Here is a 17,879-nt window from a genome sequence, read left to right on the forward strand (position 1 = left end):
CCAGCCGAGGAGGAGTCACGTGTCCCTGTCAGACGCGGTCGCCTGGTTCGAGATCCACGTCAACGACATAGGACGAATGCGTACGTTCTACACGGAAGTGTTCGGCTGGACCTACGAGGAGATCCCCGAGTTCCCTCTGGGCGCGTACTCCATGATCGTCACCGGGGCGGGCGGGCCGCCCGTCGGAGGGCTCGCCCAGTCGGCGCGCCGGACCCCGCCCACCGGCGAGTCCACCGTCGTCTACCTGCTCGTGGACGACATCGACGGCACGCTCGACGCCGTCCTGAAGGCCGGCGGCAAGGTGGACCGGCCGAAGATGGACATCGGCGGGAACCACGGCCACTGCGCTGTCTTCCGCGACCCGGAAGGCAACCACGTGGGCCTCTGGGCCGGCCGCTGAGCCCTGCCGCACACCGCTCCACCTCCCGGGAACCGTGATCGGCCGCTGCCCATGCGGGTCCCGGAGGTTTCGCCGCGCCGCGCGGCAGCAGGCAGCACCTGCGGCGCAGCCGTGTCCAGCACCTCGAACGTCCATGATCCGACCGGCGCGCCGGTCGCGCCGGTACGAAGAGGAGACCCACATGGCACTCACCGAACAGCGCCCCGCCGAGCGGGCCGGGATCCGCCATCCCTGGCGGGCCGTCCTGATCAGCTCGCTGATCGGATTCCTGCTCACCGTCGTCTGGTCAGCGGAGTTCGTCGACTCGGTCATCGGGGAGAACGTCGCCGGCACCGTGCTCGGCCAGGAGCCGGAGGCCACGGTCCTCGACGGCATCCTGCCCGGCATCGTCTTCGCCTTCGCCACCGGGCTGGGCGGCACCTTCACCGCCTGCAACATCGCCGTCCTCGGCGCGCTCTGCCCGATCGTCGGACAGCCGCGCTCGCTGTCCGACCGCGTGGGGGCCGTCTTCAAGCCCCTCGCGTGGCTGACCGTGGGCATGCTCACGGTCTCCGGCGTGTACGGAGCCGTGGTCGGGATCGTCGGGACCGCCATGCCGCAGTTCTCGACCGCCCCCACCCTCCCGGGGGAGCTGTCGGCCAGGAGCGTCCAGTCGATGGTGGCGTTCGGCGTGATCGGGCTGGCGTTCGTCTGGCTCGGGCTGGCCGCGCTCGGCATCGTGCGCGACCCGCTCGCCCGGCTCACCCGGCGCTTCCCCAACGCGCCCATGGTGGTCATGGGAGCGCTCATCGGCGGCTTCCTCATCGGACGGCCGTACGGACTGTTCCGGCAGCTGTTCCGGGACGCCGCCGAGAGCCACAACCCGCTCTACGGGGCGCTGGCGTTCATGCTGCAGTCCGTGGGGAACATCGTGATCCTCACGGTGCTCTTCGTCCTGCTCGCGGTGGTCATGGGCGGCCGGGTGCAGGGCTGGTTCGCCGCCCGGCCCGGCCGGCTCGCCCTCATCACGGGAGCGGCCTTCATCGTCGTCGGGGTCTTCACCTTCCTGTACTGGGACGTACGGCTGCTGGCCAGACGCGAGCTCATCCCCTGGTACCCGGTGATCCCCTGGTGACGGGCCGCCCGGACGACGGGCGGGCCGGTAACCGGAGCTGATGAGGAGAAGCATGGCCAGGCGAACGCAGGCCGAGCGCTCGGACGTGACGACGGCCCGGCTGGTCGGCGCCGCGCACGAGCTGTTCGGCGGCAACGGCTATGCCGCGACCTCGATCGACACGATCTCCGCGGCGGCGGGGGTCACCAAGGGCGCCGTCTACCACCATTTCGGTAGCAAGATCGAGCTGTTCCGCGCCGTCTTCATCCGCGAGCAGCAGAAGATCGCGGCGAGACTGGAGTACGCCGCCGCCGAGGAGGACGACCCGTGGGAAGCCCTGCACAACGGCGTCCGCACCTTCCTGGAGCACTGCCTGGATCCGGGTTTCCGGCAGATCGTGCTGCTCGACGCCCCGTCGTTGATGGGCTGGGAGGCCGTGCGGGAGCTGGAGCACGGCCACACCCTGCGGGTCCTGCTGGCCGGTCTGCGCCTGGCCGGCGGGGGAGCGCCGGAGACGGTGGCCGCTCGCGCGCAGCTCGTCTTCTCGCTGATCTGCGAAGGCGGCATGCTGCTCGCCCGGTCGCCGAATCCGGCGGTCGACCTTCCCCCGCTGGCCGCGGACATAGACGCGTACCTGGAGACGCTCAGATCGCGGTCGGGCGGGGGCCGGGAAGCAGCCCCAGCAGACGGGAACAGCGGGTGAGGGCTTCCTGGTCACCCTCCAGGCTCAGCCGTTTGGTCACCACGGCCTCGAAGGGCGAGAGCCGGCCGGAACCGATGTCCACGAACGTCTTGGCGTCGGTCGAGACCCGCAGGACCGCGTCCTCGGCGCCCTGCTGGACGACCGAGATCTGCCGGCCCCGCACCGCGATGTGGAACACCTGGTCGTCGACGAGGAACTCGTAGGACTCGTCGACGTCGGGGATCTGGTCCTTCCTGATCAGCGCCTCGACGGCCAGGACACCCCACTGCGGCCGCACCTCGTCTTCCGCGCTGAAGGAGTGGGGGACGTTCAGCCCCCACCGGGCCAGGCCGAGCACCGGCTCGCGGAGCTCCTCACCGAAGGACGTCAGCTCGTAGGTGTGCCCCCTGCCGCTCAGCCGCGGGTGCTGCCGGACGACGCCCTGGCGGGTCAGCCACCGGAGCCGTTCGGCGAGGAGGTTGGTGCCGATGCCTGGAAGATTGTGAAGCAGCTCGTTGTATCGCTGAGGGCCGACGAGGAGCTCTCGGATGATCAGCAGGGTCCACCGCTCGCCGATCACGTCGAGGCACGCGGCCAGACCGCAGTATTGCCCGTAACGTCTGCGTTCGCCGGCGCGGGCCACCGACTCGTTCACCATACTAAGAAAGTGTATAGCGATGCTCCGGCGATGCCTCGGGAAGCCGTCGCCGGCGAGGTGAGCGCGTGGCAGGGCTCAGCGGACGCGCTCGGCGCGGGCCCGCGCGACGATGGAGCGCAACACGACGGGGCCCGCCAGAGATTGGAAGTTGATTCCCGGATCCAGCTGCTTGACCTGCCCTTCTATGGCCAGAAGGGCCATGAGAGGAAAGATGAACTCGGCCCGTGAGAACGCCTGGTGCCGCCGCTGCACGGCGAAGAAGCGGGCGGCGAACCCCGCCAGGGAGAAGGCCCCCGCCGTCAGCCCCGTGACGGAGCCGATGAGGCCCTCCATGTCGCGGCGGAACGCCTTCTCGGCCTCGGGCGGCACCGGCCGGGCCGCGGCCGCCAGCGCGTGCGTGGCGCAGATCTCGGCGTTCCCGCTGGACATCCCGAGGAAGAACTCGGTGAAATGCGTCCGCATCTCCTCGTCCAGCTCGTAGGTGAACCCGGCGTCCACGATCGCCAGCCGGCCGTCGGGCAGCTCCCACCAGTTGCCCGGGTGCAGATCGCAGTGGACGACGCCGGTGATGAAGAGCATCTCGTACACCGTCAGGACGAGCCGCTTGGCGGTGCGCCGGGGATCGCGGAACCGCCGGCCGCCGGCCTGCCCCGGTATCCACGTCATCGTCAGCACGCCCGGCCCGCTCTGCCCGGGCAGCACCCGGGGGAAGACCACCGGCAGGACGAGTTCGAGGTCTTCGAGCCGGCTGAGGGTGGCCGCCTCCGCCACCAGGTCGGTCTGCCCGCGGACCGACTCGCACATCTCGTGCACGACCCGTTCCAGCGTGGGCCCCGAGCGCCGGAGCAGGACGCCCGCGACCCGGGCCATGGCGGTGATGAGGCCGAGATCGATCCGCAGCTGTTCGGCGGCCGTGGGGTGGACCGTCTTCACCGCCACGTCGGCGCCGTCCACCTGGCGCCGCTCCACGGTGGCCACGGATCCGATCTCCACGTCCGCCCCGCCGGCGCCGGCCCGCCCGCGCGCCAGGCCCTCCTCCAGCTCCTCGCAGAACGCGGCGGGGAGGATGTCCCTGCGGCTCGACAGCATCTGCCCGACCTTGATGAACGCCGGGCCCAGCCGCCACAGGGCCGCGCTCACCACGGCGCCCGCCCTCCTGAGCGTCCCCTCCCGCCGGCCGTGCCGCACCACGGCCCAGGCCAGCGAAGCCGCCGTGGCGCACACCACGACGGCGACCTGCGCGATCCGCACGGCCGACCGGGCCGCGGAGCTCATCTCCCGCCCTCCGGACGCCGGATCGCGTCCTGGCGGGAGGCCGCCAGGTGCCGCTCCAGGGAGTCCAGGTAGTCGGCCCAGCCGCGGGCGTACCCGTCGGCCAGCTCCGCGGGAGGATCGAGGTGCCGCAGCGTCAGGACGGCGCCGCCCGGCGCCCCGCTGACGCTCACCTCCACCACGCTGTCGTGGTGACCTGGGTCCTCCAGCAGGAACCGATACTCGCCCGCGTCCTCCCGGAGGCGGTAGCGGAGCACCGTCGCGTGTTTGACGTAGGACTCACCGGAGTCCTCCGTGAACCGCAGCCGGTAGCGTCCGTCAGAGCCCCGGACGCACGGCGTGAACCAGGCGGAGATCGACTCGGGCGCGGTCACCGACAGCCATAACTCGGGGAAAGCGCAGTCGAAATGCCGGTGGATGGAAACGGCGGACGAATCTCTGTCCACGGACATGGCGTCACGTTAGCACGCGCAAATCACCGGCGGAACGGGCCGGTCGCCGAATTCCGCAGGAAAGCACACCGCAATTTCGAAGAAGCCGCCCCGGAAAGGCCTGACTATAATTCGTACATTTGCTGTCGTGCCAAAAGGGTGTCTTTCCATGGGTGAGGGAATTGCCGGGACGACCCGACACGAGATCGGCGACGGGCCGGAGCTGCCGCGGCCGATGACCGTCGTGGCCACCGCGATGGTCGCCACGATGCTGGAGTTCGGCTCGCGGACCGGGCTGAGCGCCGCGCTGGCCGCCGGCCCCGCTCAGGCGGCCGGGCTCGCCCGGGCCACCGGCGGCGACGCGCGCCTCGCCGAGGAGTGGCTGCGCGGCCTGGCCGCCGCCGGGCTGGTCTCCCACGACGAGGCGGGCTACGCGTGGTCGCCCGAGGTCCGGCCGTTCATCGGCGGGATGATGGACGTGCAGCCGGGGGTGGCGTTGTTCGGCGCGCTGACCCGGTGCGTCCCCGCGATCGCCGAGGCCTACCACACCGGGGGAGCCCTCGACGACGCGAGCTATCCGCAGGAGCTCGCCGAGGCGATGCAGCGGATGAGCGCCCAGTGGACCGGGGTCATCCTTCCGGACATCTGGTTGCCCGCCGTCCCCGGGCTCACCGACACCCTGCGGGCCGGCGGCAGGGTGGCGGAGATCGGCTGCGCGTCCGGTGAGACGCTGGAGACCCTGGCGACGGCCTTCCCCCGGATCACGGCTCAGGGCTTCGACCTCGACGAACGGCTGACCAGCGCGGGCAACGCCCGGCTGGCGGCGCGCGGCCTGACCGGGCGCGTCTCGCTGTGCCACCTGGACGCCACGACGGCGCTGAGCGGCGGGTACGACCTGATACTCGCGCTCAGCGTGCTCCACGACGTGAGCGACCTGTCCGGCATGCTGCGCGCCGCGGCCTCCGCCCTGCGCCCCGGCGGCACCCTGCTGGTCGTGGAGTCTCCGCCGCTGACCGGACCGGCGGCGGCGATGCTGCTGGCGACCAGCGTGCTGTACTGCGTCCCGGCCACCGCCGCGCGGGGCGGCCGGCCGCTGGGCACCCTGGGGCTGACGCCCGAGACCCTGGTCGCCGCCGCCGCCGAGGCCGGGCTCTCGCCGGTCACGACGCTGCCCGCCGTGCATCCCATGGTGGCGGCGCACGCGTTCGGCCGGACGGCCGAGCGGGCGCCCGGCGATGCCGGACCCGGCGAGCCCGCGCGGGAGAGCGCGGCCGGCCCGGACCACCTGCCACGCGTGCGCGGGCTCCGCCTGGCCGGCCGCGCGGTGCGGCTGACCGGCCAGGTGGGCGCCGCGGCGCCGCACGTGGTGTCGGCGTGGCTGGTCGACCGGCTGCTCCGCGGCAGGACGCGGGCGCAGACGCGCGGCACCAGGCGGCTCGTGCGGCATGTCGAACGCATGGGCCCCACCTACGTCAAGTTCGGGCAGATGCTGGCCAGCCGCGCCGACCTGTTCCCCGCCCATGTCACCGAGCAGCTGGCCGCCCTGCACGACGACGTCACCCCGATGGGCGCCGCGGAGTTCGGCCGTCAACTGGCCCTCGCCACGCGTCAGGAGCCGCGGCTGAGCCGGCTCAACGTGACGGATCGCTGCGTCGGCAGCGGCAGCATCGCCTGCGTGTACGAGGCCATCGACCCGGACGGCCGCCTGCTGGCCGTCAAGCTGCAGCGGGAGGGCGTCGCGGAGTCGATGTCGACCGACCTCACCCTGCTGACCGCGCTCACCCGGGTGGCCGAGAAGCTGCCCGCGGCGGGCGGCGCGCCCATGGCCGACCTCGTCGGCTACATGTCCCGGGCGCTCTACGGCCAGATCGACTTCTTCCGCGAGGCCGGCCACCTGCGCCGGCTCGCCGCGAACCTGGCCCGGTACGAGGAGATCATCGTGCCGCGGGTGCACGAGGACTACACCTGCCCCGTGGCCCTGGTGACCGACCTCGTCCCGGGGCTCGCCGACGACGTTCCGGCCGCGGACCTGGCCGGGCGCGACCGCGTCGCGTCGCGGGTGCTCGAAGCCGTCGGCTCGATGATCTTCAAGGACGGCTTCGTCCACTGCGATCTCCATCCGGGCAACATCTACATCCGGCCGGACGGCACCGTCGTGATCCTGGACGCCGGCTACTGCGTGGAGATGCCGGGGAGGGTCCGGGACGCACTCCGGGACTTCTTCATCAACCTGGCGCTCCGCAACGGGCAGCGGTGCGGGGAGATCATGTACGACTCGGCGTTCCCCTCGGGGCCGCCCGCCGGGCACACCCCGGCGCGCAGGCGCGCGTTCGCCCGCGAGATCGCCGGGCTCGTACGGGCGACGACGGAGCCGGGAGGGCGGTTCGACATGACCGACTTCGGCCCCCGCGTCTTCGAGCACCAGAACAGCTACGGCGTCCACCCGCCGGCCGACTTCGCGTTCCCCCTGATGTCCCTGATGATCGTGGAGGGGACGCTCCGGCGCTGGTGGCCCGGCCTGCAGATCCCCGCGGCCACCGGAGTCCGGTGAGCCCGGGGCGGGCTCAGGCGTGGACCGCCCGCTGGAGGGTGTGCCGCCAGGTGGCCAGGAACCGGTCCCGCAGCACCTCCCGCGTCTCGGCGTCCAGGTCCAGCGCCGCCCATCCCGTGTGCCGCACCCGCAGCTCCAGCCCGGTCGAGGTGGCCGCGACGGCCACCTCGGCCTCGGTGGGCGGGCACCCGGGCACGGCTTCGATCCCGAGCGCGACCAGGTCGTCGAAGTGCGTGCGCCAGCGGACGACGGGAAATGGCCGGGGCCCCTCGGAGTCGATCACGTAGAACCAGCGCGGCGGCCACGCGGGACCGGAGAGCGGCAGCCACTCGCTCAGGACGGCCCGGTGCAGCGGGCGCCAGCCCGGCCTGTCGAGCGTCCTGCGCTCGGTGATGTCGGCGAGTCCGTCGTCCGTCTCGCCGGGGGCCGGGGGAGCGCCCGGCAGCGACGCCGCCAGGCGATCGAGCCGGTGCTGCCACAGCCGCCTGGCCTGGTGGACGGTCGCCGGGTCCGCCGACTCCAGCGTCTCACTGACGCGCAGCAGCACCGGCCCGGACCCGAGGACGTCGAACCGGACGGCGGTGACGGGGCTGACCCCGAGATAGGCGCTGGTGAACGCGAGGACCCGCTCCGGGAGGATCGTCTCGACCCAGAGGCGGTACACCGAGGACGTGCCCGTCGCGACGGTCAGCTCCTGGGCGACGTGGGTGATGTCCGCCTCCAGCCGCCCCCACCAGGCCTGGGCGCGCCGGGCGTCCACGATCATCCGCCACGCGGCCGCGGCGTCGCACGGCAGCCGGACGGAGTGCTCGACGACGGAACCGTTCACCTCTGCCTCCCCGGCGCGCGGGTGTTCCAGTCACGGTGGCCGGAACCCCACGTGTAGACGGTGTCGTCCGCGACCTGGGCGCGGACGATCCGATCCCGCGGACCGACCTCCCGATGCCGCGCGGTCCCGCCCGGGAGGCAGAGCCTCACCAGGCGCCGCACCGACGCGTCGTCCACCACGAGGGAGCTGCCGCCGATCCCGGAGATCGCCGCCACCGGGCGCTCGGGCGTGGGCTGGGGCCCGCCGAGCACGATCTCCTCCGGCATCGGCCGCCGGTCCAGCAGTCTCTCGGTGACCTGGACGCCCCACTCCGGCGGCACGACCGCGAACCCCGCCCGGCCCGCCATCCCGGCGCTGGCCGCCCCCATCCCCACCGCCGACCAGAGCGACCACTCGGCCGTGACGACGCGCACCTCCGGACGTTCCTCCCGCAGCCGCGCCGCCTCCCGCCGCAGCAGCTCGTTGGCCAGCGCGTACCCGCCGAACAGCCGATGCGGATGGCGGGACTCGGTCGACCCGAACGCCACCACCGACCGCAGCCCGGCGGGCACCAGGGCCTCCACCAGGGTGCGCAGGGCCGAGGCCTTGCCGCCCGCCAGCCGTTCCAGGTCGTCGGCGGCCAGGTCGGCCAGCGGCGCCAGATCCAGCTCGCCCGCGGCGTGCACCAGGTGCGTGATCGGGAAGGGGGCCGCGGGAACGGCCGCGGTGACGTCCGCCTGATCGACGACCACGCGGGTGCGCGCGATCGTGGCGGCGAGCCGCCGCCGGTCGGCCGCCGGCAGGCCGCCCGCCGGGCGCCGGTCGAGCAGCCACAGCGGGTGCCCCGCGGCGGCCAGCCGCGCGGCCAGGGCCAGGCCGATCCCGCCGAGCCCGCCGCTGATCGCCACCCCGGCGGGCTCGGCGCCGGCACCGGTGGGCGCGGGCAGGCGGTACCGCATCCACCGTGGCGGACGCGTACGGAAGGACTCCCGGCCGTCGCGCACGATCTCGCGGTGACGCAGGTGCGGCCACTCGCGCGACGCCGCCCGGAGCAGGCTGCCGCCGCCGGCGCCGCGGTGGGCGAGCGTGAGTGGCAGGCCGCGCTCCGCGGCTCGCCTGATCCCGCCGAGGAGCAGAGCGGCGTCACCCGGGCGCCAGCGAGCGCCGAGTTCGACGAGGATCCCGTCGTCGTCCGCGAGCACACGTGATCCGGAATGCCGCGTTTCCGGGAGCGCGCACGGCCGTGGCGGGCAGGGGCCGGGGACGAACGTCAAATCCGTGTTCGGTGCGATCAGATTGCCCATCGCGACCCTTCCATGGATCACCTCGACCGGCTGATCGGCTTTCTGAGGTCACGCCGACAGTATCCGATCACTTTTTCTCCTGCCAGGCGCGAACACCGTGCCCGGCCTCGGTAGGCAACGTGGGAGAAGTTTTGTCATCCGCTCCCTCCTAGCGTGACTGCTGTAGCCACAACTTCGCCCTTCGGAGGCAACAGATGGCAATCGATCTATGCAATAAGTCCCCGGAATCAGTGGGTAACCCCGGTCCTGAGTCATCGCTTCCGGTCGAGGCTCCGCCGCTCGAGTCGCTCCGCGACGAGCAGCGGGACGCGCTCAACTTCGCCTACCGCACGACGCTCAGCATGGACCCGCGCTTCGTGGCCGGCGACCCGGCCGCCTGGTGCAGCGATTTCGGCTACGCCCTGAACAGGGCCGCCGTCCGGGTCGACAACCGGACCGACGAGGAGCTCCAGCACGACGCGCTGCACCACCCCGACCCGGTCATGCGCGAGCAGGCCGTCTTCGAGTACGCCGACCGGGACCTGCCCGACGCGTTCGAGCTGCTCGCCGAGGTCATCCGGCACGACAAGAACCGCGAGGTCCGCTGGGACACCCTCTGGGCCATGGAGAAGCTCGGCGGCCCGCACGCCATCGCCGCGCTGCGCCGCTTCGCGAAGGACTCCGACCCGGAGATCGCCGAGTGGTCGAAGCTGTTCGCCAGCGAGCTCACCACCGGCGACCCCGCGTTCGACGGCCGCGGCGGCGTCTTCACCGAGGGCAGGACCTTCGACGAGACGATCTACCTGCTCATCCACTGCGACCTCTACGTCCGCCTCGACGGCACCAACCAGCACTGGGGCAAGGTCTCGCTGGGCCCGCTCGGCCTGGCGCGCGTCTACGGCCAGGCGCACGCGTGCCCGAACGTCGCGACCCGCGAGAAGCAGCTGCTGATGGCCAAGACGATCAGCGGCCTGCACGTCGACGGCTCACCGCACATGGACAACTACCTGTTCCGCGGCTTCACCGAGCGCAGCAGGCGCGACCGCGGCAACTTCTTCTTCGAGTCGCAGGTCCCGCGGACGTTCTTCAAGTCCGGCCGCGCGGACGACCCCTCGCAGGGCACCCACGACACCCGCATCGGCTTCGCCCGCTACGGCACCTGGCACCTCGACCCCACGCTGAAGGTCCGCGGCGAGGACGCCATCAGGTACGTCCGCGGCCGGTTCCAGGGCTGGGGCTACACGAACGTCGAGAGCGTCGCCGGCAAGTCACTCGAGGAGATCCTGCAGCCGGGCAACGGCATCCTGTCGACCATGCACGACCCCGAGGTCAGGGACCTGACCAACGTGTTCATCCTCGGCACCTTCAAGGGGAAGCTGAACGACTGGGACGGCGACGGCCGCATCGACCTCAACTCCAGGGACGTCTACAGCACCGTCGACGGCGAGATCGACAGCAACCAGGACGGCATCGCCGACGAGCCCGGGCGCACCTGCTGCGACTACCGCGCCGTGGGCCTCTGATCCCGGCCACAGGCCGATCACACACCCCCTGAAAGGAAGAGCCATGATCACCAATCCCGAGAAGACCACCGTCTACGGCCGGCCGGTCCAGACGGACGGGGTGCCCAACCTGTACGAGGGCACGCAGGTCGTCCGCTGGGCCACGCCCGAGGCCGGCATCGACAACCTCGGCATCCACTCCTGGGACACCTTCGCCATCCCCGGAGTCGGCGAGTTCGACGTCGAGTTCGACGGTTACGTACGGGTGGTCCGGTCCGAGCCCACGGAGAACGAGTGGGCCGACGCCGAGGTGTACACCAACCTCATCGAGATGAAGATGACCGGCACGTCGGAGGAACTGGGGACCATCACCGTCACCCTCAACCCGACCTGCCTGTCCGCCGGCCAGATCCGCAACCCCTTCGATCCCTACGCGGGAGAGGGCCCTTCGGCCAAGGCGTGCCGGATGGCCGTCGGATGCCTGTTCGACATCCCCAAGCTGGGCAAGACGCTGTTCAACAAGGAACCCGTCATCCTGACGATCGACGACGTCCGCTCGATCCCGCCGGCGGGCGCCCCGGGCAAGGGCCAGATCTACCGGATGCTGCCGCTGCACGACCTCAAGAACCCCGACGCCGAGCCGGTCGGCTACCTGACCAGCCTGCGCTTCAACATGGGCGGCTACCTGGCCCCGGAGAAGATCGCCTGAACGGTTTCCCAGCACCTCTGAACGAGCCGAGGACGCCATGACCACTGTCTCACCACTGCCCGACGAGCTCACCGTTCCGCTGACCGAGCCGTCACCCTTCCCTCCCTTCCGCGCGACGGCCCAGCCGGTCGCCCACGACCGGTGGGAAAGGCTGATCACGACGGTGACCGTACCGGCAGATCTGGACGCGGTGTGGACGGCGCTGGCCGATCCCGGGCGGATCGGGCTCTGGCTGGCGCGCACGGGTGAGTCCTGGGCGCGCGAGGGCGAGCGGAGCATGCTCGACTTCCGCGACGGCGAGTTCTTCTGGTGCCACACCGACGAGGTGCGGCCGCCCGGCCCGGACGGTCACACGGCCACGCTGAGCTATCGCTGGCGCTGGGTCGGCGTGGGCCCGGCCACCCGCGTGACGTGGCAGCTCACCGCCATGGGCGCGGCCACCACCGTGACCGTCACGGAGATCAGCTCGAACGGGCCGTCGGACTGGCGGAGCTGGAACGGCACCGGCTGGCCGGGCATCCTCGACCAGCTCTCCGACCACGTGCAGACCGGACGGGACGTGCGCTGGACCTGGCGGCGCATGGGGCCGTACGTCCAGACCGAGCTGCCCCTGCCGGCCTACGAGGCGTGGGCGGCGCTCACCGCCGTCCCGGCGCTGCAGTACTGGACGGGACGCACCTCCGGCTCGCTGAACGTCGACGACCCGATGGCGTTCGTGATCGGCGACGCCAGCGGAAGCTGCGTGCTGACGGTCACCGAGCACCTGGAGGCCGGGCAGCGGTTCCCGTCCTACCTGCCGAGCCTGAACTTCAGGCTCGACCGCGGCGGATGGCCGGATCACCTCTCCGGCCATCTGTGGATCGAGCCGGCGCACCTGGGCGGCAGCCTGCTGCAGGTCTTCCACTACGGCTGGGAGATGTTCGGCTCGACGGAGACCGCCCCGCACGACCGCACCCTGCTCACGCGGTTCTGGGCTTCGGCCTTCGACCGTCTCGGCACTCTCATCCGGCGCGCGTCCGCGCCACCGGACATGCCGGACGGCATCCCCGGATGATGTGAGCCCGCGCAAGTCATCGCACGAACACACAACGGAAGGACCGGCGACATGGGACACGCCGAGGACGAGGTTCACCCGCTGTACCAGCCGCATCTTCGCAACAACCCCTTCCCGATCTACGCGAGCATGCGGGAGGAGGGACCCGTCCAGCTCGTCAAGGAGCCGCGCGGCATCGAGCACTGGGTGATCACCCGGTACGAGGAGGCGCGGGCCGCGCTCGCGGACCGGCGGCTCTCCCGCGATCCCCGGAACATGTGGGAGGTCATGCGGCAGACGGAACTCTACGACGAGGGCGAAGAGGACTCCGAGCCGCACATGCTCAACGCCGACCCGCCCGAGCACACCCGGCTCCGCCAGCTGGCCAACAAGGCGTTCACCGCCGAGCGGGTGGAGCGGCTGCGCCCGGGCATCCAGCAGATCACCGATGAGCTGCTCGCCGGGATCGACACCTCCAAGCAGGTCGACTTCATGCGCGAGTTCGCGGCGCCGATGCCGATCAAGGTCATCTGCACGCTGCTGGGCGTGCCGTACCAGGACGCCGTGAGCTTCACCAACTGGGTGCTCGCGGCCCTCACCCCCACCTACGTCACGGGCGAGCGGATCCGCCCGTACGAGGCCAACCGGCTGCTGCGCGACTACTTCGTCGACCTGGTCGCCCGCAAGCGCGCCGAGCTCAAGCCCGGCTCGGGGCGCGAGGAGGAGCAGCCCGACCTGCTCAGCGCGCTGGTCGTGGCGTCGGACTCGGGCAACACGTTCAGCGAGAAGGAGGTCGTGTCCACGGCGGGCCTGCTCCTGATCGCGGGCTACAAGACCACCGTGAACCTGATCGGCAACGGCATGCTGGCGTTGCTGCAGCACCCGGGCGAGATCGAGCGACTGCGCCGGGACCCGTCCCTGATGACGTCGGCGGTCGAGGAGCTGGCCCGCTACGACGGCCCCGTGGAGCGCGCGATGCTGCGCGTGGCCACCGAGCCCGTCACGATCGGCGACGTCACGATCCCGGCCGGCGGGCTGGTGACGATCGCCAACGCCGCGGCCAACCGCGACGAGAGCAGGTTCGAGGACGGCGAGCGGCTCGACGTGAGCCGCGGCGACCGCAACCACCTGGGGTTCGGCTACGGCATCCACTACTGCATCGGGGCGCCGCTGTCCCGGCTGGAGACCGAGATCGCGTTCACGTCGTTGCTGAACGAGTTCTCCGACATCACCCTCGCCTGCCCGGTCGAGAAGCTGGAGTACCGCGAGACCGGTGTGCTCCGCGGCCTCGCCGAGCTGCCGGTCTGGTTCACCCGGCGCGAGACCGCCTAGTCGCCTCGACGACCCGGCCAGACACCCGGCACGCCGATCCCCGCGCACCGACGCGGACCGGCGTGCCGGTTTCTTTCATCGCCTCGGCCCGCGGCCGCAATCTGGAAGAAGCCGCCCGGCTGAGCCGATGCCTACGCTGACGGAACTGGACAGGAAACGACGACAGGTGGCGCACATGGGCGATCCCGGCGTTTTCGACCGTACATCCGACATCGAAGAGGCCATGGCGGCCGGCGCGCGGTTCATGACGGATCTGAGCCGCGCCATGGTGGTGCTGTCGTGCGCCGTCGGGGACCAGCTGGGCCTGTTCGCGGCGCTGGCCGACGGCGAAGGCCACAGCGCGGACGACATCGCGAAGCAGGCCGGCACCGACGCCCGTTACGTGCGCGAATGGGCGCGTACACTGGCCGCGGCCGGCTATCTGGAGCTGGACCGCTCCGGCGAGGAGTTCCGCCTCCCGCCCGCGTACACGGCGCTCCTGGCCGACCCCGGCTCTCCCTTCTACGTCGGCGGGATCGCCCGCCTGGTCCCTCCTCTGGCCGCGATGGTCGAGCGGGTGGCGGGCTGCTTCCGCAGCGGCGAGGGGCTGACGCCGGGCGACTATCCGCCGGCGATGTACCAGGCCACCTGGCGGATGAGCGCCAAGTGGCTCGAAGCGATGCTGCTCGACCAGTGGCTGCCGCTCGTCCCCGGCCTGGAGGAGAAGCTGACGGCCGGCGCCGAGGTCGCCCACCTGGCCTGCGGGTCGGGCACCGCGCTCGCCCTGCTCGCCCGGCGCTTCCCGGCCTCGCGCTGCACGGGGGTCGACCGGCACGAACTCAACGTCGAGCGGGCCCGCGGCGAGATCGCCGAGTACGGCGTCGCGGACCGGGTGACGCTCACCCGGGTGACGGGGTTCGCGGACGGCCTGTCCGGACCGTACGAGCTGGTCATGGCCTTCGACTCGCTCCACCTCGCGGCCGACCCCGGCGACGTCCTGCGCGACGTGGCCCGCGCGCTGACGGAGACCGGCGTCTTCCTGCTGCTGGAGACGGACTGCTCGACCGACCCGCACGAGAACGTGGGGGACGTCGCCGCCTTCCTCTACGGCACCAGCACCTTGTACTCGGTGCCGCTCTCCCGGACGGGGCCGGTGGTGGCGGGCATGCTGGGGCTCCCGCAGCCGGTGCTCACCCGCCTGTGCGCCGACGCCGGTCTGACGGCTCCCCGGCGGATCGCCGCCCCCACCCCCTTCAACGTCCTCTACGAGATCAGGAAGGCATCATGAGCGGAGCCCGTACGGCCGGCGACGTCCCCGCACCGCCCGCGCCGATCCGCTGGTCCGAGGCGGGCGACGGCTCACAGCGGGCCCGCGTGCCCGTACCCGTCGACCACCGCGACCCGGATGGGCCGGCGATCGACCTCGCCCTGGTCCGCTACCCCGCCGCCGGGCCCGGAGCCCGGCGGGGCGTCCTGGTCGTCACCCCCGACGACCCGGGCAGCTCCGGCATCGCGATGGCCACGCAGGTGAGGGCGGCGCTGGCGCCGTCCGTCGCCGCCGCCTTCGACGTGATCGGGTTCGACCACCGCTTCAGCGGCGAGAGCGCGCCGCTGCGGTGGGGGCTGGACCAGCGCGAGATCTTCTGGGTGTTCCACGAGTCGGAGTCGTTCGCCGAAGAGGTCCGGTTCCAGGCCGAGCTCGCCGCCAAGGCCGCCGGCCACTCCGTCGACGTGCTGCCGCACATCACCACCCGCGCCATCGCCAGGGATCTCGACGTCGTCCGGCGTGCCCTCGGCGAGGAGCGCGTCTGCCTGCTCGGGCACAACTACGGCTCCTACGTCGCCGCCGTCTACTGCGAGCTGTTCGGCGACCGCGCCGACCGGGTGATCCTCGACAGCGTCCTCAGCCCCGACTGGGTGTGGCAGGGCCTGTTCACGAACTTCGCGCGCAACTGCGAGGCCACGCTGCGGCACTGGTGCGCGGCGACCGCCCGCCCGCAGGGTCCCCTCGGTGACACCCCCCAGCAGGTGCGCGACGCCTTCGACGAGGTCCTCCGCAAGGCGGGGGCGGCGGGGGTCACGCTGCCGGGGGTGCCGGTGCCGCTGGACGAGCAGTTCCTGCGGGTGCTGACGATGATGCTGCTCAGCTCGCGGCGCTCACATCCGGCCCTGGAGGACGTCGTCCGGTCGGCGAGGTCCGGCGCGCCACTCCAGGCGGGCACCCAGCAGCTCATCGGCTCGATGTTCGCGGTGCCACGCGACGCGAGCACCGCCGCCGCGCAGCTGGCGATCCTGTGCGGGGACGCGGCCTGGCCGCGGGCGCTGGAGGAGTACGAGGCGGCCGTTCAGGACGCGTCCGGGTTCATGGACCGGGCGCTGCTCGGCGTCAAGGCCGGCGCCTTCTGGCCGGTCCAGCCGCTGGAGCCGCCGACCGTGTTCGGCCCGCGCGAGACGGGCGGCGTGCTCCTGATCCAGGCGGAGCGTGACATGTTCACCTCCGACGCCGGGGCGAGACGGCTGCGCGGCCTGCTGGGCGACCGGTCCCGGCTGGTCATGCTGCGGGACGTGATCGAACACCGGATCTTCCCCTTCGCCGGCGACCCCCGGGTGGACGCGGTGGCGCAGGAGTTCCTGATGACCGGGCGGCTGCCGGAGGCCGACGTCGTCGTGGGCGACGACTCCTACGAGGATGGGGAGGCCCGTCGATGAACCAGCCGGCGTCCTATTACCGGCAGCAGGTCGCATGGGGCGAGCCGGACCCCGCGCTGGGCGGCGCCCGCCGGGCGGTGCTGCGGGTGCCCCTCGACTACCGGCGGCCGGGGGAGCGCGACATCGAGATCGGCATCGCCAGGCACAGTGCGACGGGCCGCCGCCAGGGGGTGCTTCTCGTCGGCCCGGGCGACGACCTGGGCAACAGCGGCCTGGCACTCCTGGCGGCGCTGCTCGGCAGCCTCCCCGAACGGCTGACCGAGGCGTTCGACGTCGTGGGGTTCGACCACCGGTTCATGGGCGCCAGCACCCCCGTCTTCTGCGACCTCGAACCCGAGGAACGCTTCTGGGTCTTCCACCAGCCCGAGTCCTTCGACGCCGAGATGCGCTACCAGGCCACGGTGGCCGCCAAGTGCTCGGCCGGGACGCTCGACCTGCTCGCCCACGCCAACTCCCGCAACATCTGCCGTGACATGGACGTCATCCGCGGCGTGCTGGGCGCGGACCGGATCGACTACCTGGGGTACTCGTACGGGACCTATCTCGGCGCCGTCTACGGCGAGATGTTCGGCGCGCACCTGAACCGCGCGGTGCTGGACGCGATCTGCAGCCCCGACTGGGTGTGGCGCGGGCTGTTCACCGACTTCCCGGCGAACGGCGAACGGGCGCTGAACCGGTGGTGCAGGTGGGCCGCCACCCAGCACGCCACCTACCGGCTCGGCACCGCCGGCCCCGAGGTCCGGGCCGCCTACGACTCCGTCCTCGCCGCGGTGGACCGGGGGGAGCCCGTCACGCTGATGGGGTTCCCCCTCGACCGCACCCTGGCCAGGCTGATCCCCGTCGGGATACTCAACAGCGAAAAGGCGTATCCCGTCCTCGCCGACATCCTCCGCCACCTGCTCACCCAGGCGGACCTGGACGCGAGCAGCATGGAGTTCCTCGCCCGGATGTTCGGCGAGCCGAAGGAGGAGAGCGGCACGGTCGCCCAGCTGGCGATCCTGGCCGGCGACGCGCTCTGGCCCCGCAGCCCGGCGCTCTACGAGCAGGACATGCTGAAGGCGGCCGGGGAGTTCCCCTGGACCGGCGCGGCGCTCAACGGGATCAAGGCGCCGGCGTTCTGGCCCGTCCCGCCGGCGGAGCCCGCCACCCGGCTCGGCACGGAGTCCGGCGGCGGCAGCTACCTGCTGGTGGCGGCCGACGAGGACATGTCCACTCCCTGGGCGGCCGCCCGGCGGATGCACGAGGTGCTGGGGGAGCGCTCGGCCTTCGTGACCGTGGCGGACACGGCGCACCACCGGGTCTTCCCGTTCTACGGCAACACCGGACTGAACGAGCTGGTCTGCGACTTCCTGCTGACGGGGAGCACGCCGGGCCCCGACCACGTCTGCCCCAACCCGGACCGGCTCCTGGAACCGGCCGCGTCCGGCCGGGGCTGAC

General features: G+C 72.0%; 16 protein-coding genes. 11 read left to right on the forward strand and 5 right to left on the reverse strand.

Features of this window, described 5'->3' with window-relative positions:
• Nucleotides 1-19: 19 nt before the first annotated feature.
• The 3 genes from ACZ6YG_RS21135 to ACZ6YG_RS21145 all read left to right on the forward strand — a co-directional run bounded on the left by ACZ6YG_RS21135 (nucleotide 20) and on the right by ACZ6YG_RS21145 (nucleotide 2,196).
• Nucleotides 20-400 carry a VOC family protein gene (locus tag ACZ6YG_RS21135; protein ID WP_271278822.1) on the forward strand — a complete coding sequence of 127 codons (381 nt, stop codon included), beginning with the start codon at nucleotides 20-22 and terminating at the stop codon, nucleotides 398-400.
• 181 nt (nucleotides 401-581) lie between these two features.
• Complete coding sequence (locus tag ACZ6YG_RS21140) at nucleotides 582-1,514, forward strand: hypothetical protein (RefSeq protein WP_148030993.1); 933 nt, start codon at nucleotides 582-584, stop codon at nucleotides 1,512-1,514.
• A gap of 52 nt (nucleotides 1,515-1,566) precedes the next feature.
• Entirely contained in the window at nucleotides 1,567-2,196 is a 630-nt protein-coding gene (locus ACZ6YG_RS21145; RefSeq protein ID WP_187281103.1) for a TetR/AcrR family transcriptional regulator, read from the forward strand.
• Here the strand turns inward: ACZ6YG_RS21145 and ACZ6YG_RS21150 are convergent.
• The 3 genes from ACZ6YG_RS21150 to ACZ6YG_RS21160 all read right to left on the reverse strand — a co-directional run bounded on the left by ACZ6YG_RS21150 (nucleotide 2,138) and on the right by ACZ6YG_RS21160 (nucleotide 4,557).
• Complete coding sequence (locus ACZ6YG_RS21150; protein ID WP_148030995.1) at nucleotides 2,138-2,833, reverse strand: winged helix-turn-helix transcriptional regulator; 696 nt, start codon at nucleotides 2,831-2,833, stop codon at nucleotides 2,138-2,140. The two genes, ACZ6YG_RS21145 and ACZ6YG_RS21150, sit on opposite strands and share 59 nt — an antisense overlap.
• Before the next feature lie 75 nt (nucleotides 2,834-2,908).
• Nucleotides 2,909-4,108 (reverse strand): AarF/UbiB family protein, encoded by a 1,200-nt coding sequence (locus ACZ6YG_RS21155; RefSeq protein ID WP_148030996.1) that lies wholly within the window; start codon nucleotides 4,106-4,108, stop codon nucleotides 2,909-2,911.
• Nucleotides 4,105-4,557, reverse strand: coding sequence for an SRPBCC family protein (locus tag ACZ6YG_RS21160; RefSeq protein WP_466018962.1), 453 nt, complete (start codon nucleotides 4,555-4,557; stop codon nucleotides 4,105-4,107). The genes ACZ6YG_RS21155 and ACZ6YG_RS21160 overlap by 4 nt, the downstream gene beginning before the upstream one ends.
• Before the next feature lie 148 nt (nucleotides 4,558-4,705).
• On the opposite strand from ACZ6YG_RS21160, the gene ACZ6YG_RS21165 reads away from it, so the two are divergent.
• A complete protein-coding gene (locus ACZ6YG_RS21165; protein WP_466018963.1) occupies nucleotides 4,706-7,087 on the forward strand; it encodes an AarF/UbiB family protein in 2,382 nt (793 codons plus the stop codon).
• 13 nt (nucleotides 7,088-7,100) lie between these two features.
• Here the strand turns inward: ACZ6YG_RS21165 and ACZ6YG_RS21170 are convergent, their stop codons facing one another.
• Nucleotides 7,101-7,916: a hypothetical protein gene (locus tag ACZ6YG_RS21170; protein ID WP_466018964.1), complete on the reverse strand. Its 816-nt coding sequence runs from the start codon at nucleotides 7,914-7,916 to the stop codon at nucleotides 7,101-7,103.
• Entirely contained in the window at nucleotides 7,913-9,097 is a 1,185-nt protein-coding gene (locus ACZ6YG_RS21175; protein ID WP_466018965.1) for a KR domain-containing protein, read from the reverse strand. Before ACZ6YG_RS21175 ends, ACZ6YG_RS21170 begins: the two co-directional genes overlap by 4 nt.
• 332 nt (nucleotides 9,098-9,429) lie before the next feature.
• Between ACZ6YG_RS21175 and ACZ6YG_RS21180 the strand changes: the two genes are divergently transcribed.
• The 7 genes from ACZ6YG_RS21180 to ACZ6YG_RS21210 all read left to right on the forward strand — a co-directional run bounded on the left by ACZ6YG_RS21180 (nucleotide 9,430) and on the right by ACZ6YG_RS21210 (nucleotide 17,878).
• The gene (locus ACZ6YG_RS21180; protein ID WP_219548083.1) at nucleotides 9,430-10,701 is read left to right on the forward strand and encodes a HEAT repeat domain-containing protein; all 1,272 of its coding nucleotides are present in this window, start codon (nucleotides 9,430-9,432) and stop codon (nucleotides 10,699-10,701) included.
• Nucleotides 10,702-10,744: 43 nt separating this feature from the next.
• Nucleotides 10,745-11,389, forward strand: a complete 645-nt coding sequence (locus ACZ6YG_RS21185; protein WP_148031002.1) for a DUF6073 family protein — start codon at nucleotides 10,745-10,747, stop codon at nucleotides 11,387-11,389.
• A 37-nt stretch (nucleotides 11,390-11,426) separates the two neighbouring features.
• Nucleotides 11,427-12,443, forward strand: a complete 1,017-nt coding sequence (locus ACZ6YG_RS21190) for an SRPBCC family protein (protein WP_219548081.1) — start codon at nucleotides 11,427-11,429, stop codon at nucleotides 12,441-12,443.
• A 51-nt stretch (nucleotides 12,444-12,494) separates the two neighbouring features.
• Nucleotides 12,495-13,754: a cytochrome P450 family protein gene (locus ACZ6YG_RS21195; protein WP_271277981.1), complete on the forward strand. Its 1,260-nt coding sequence runs from the start codon at nucleotides 12,495-12,497 to the stop codon at nucleotides 13,752-13,754.
• A gap of 175 nt (nucleotides 13,755-13,929) precedes the next feature.
• Nucleotides 13,930-15,021, forward strand: coding sequence for a class I SAM-dependent methyltransferase (locus ACZ6YG_RS21200; protein WP_466018966.1), 1,092 nt, complete (start codon nucleotides 13,930-13,932; stop codon nucleotides 15,019-15,021).
• The gene (locus ACZ6YG_RS21205; protein WP_148031006.1) at nucleotides 15,018-16,442 is read left to right on the forward strand and encodes an alpha/beta fold hydrolase; all 1,425 of its coding nucleotides are present in this window, start codon (nucleotides 15,018-15,020) and stop codon (nucleotides 16,440-16,442) included. The genes ACZ6YG_RS21200 and ACZ6YG_RS21205 overlap by 4 nt, the downstream gene beginning before the upstream one ends.
• Nucleotides 16,439-17,878 (forward strand): alpha/beta fold hydrolase, encoded by a 1,440-nt coding sequence (locus ACZ6YG_RS21210; RefSeq protein ID WP_466018967.1) that lies wholly within the window; start codon nucleotides 16,439-16,441, stop codon nucleotides 17,876-17,878. Before ACZ6YG_RS21205 ends, ACZ6YG_RS21210 begins: the two co-directional genes overlap by 4 nt.
• Nucleotide 17,879: the final 1 nt, after the last annotated feature.

This window comes from Nonomuraea sp. NPDC054003 (assembly GCF_055585125.1).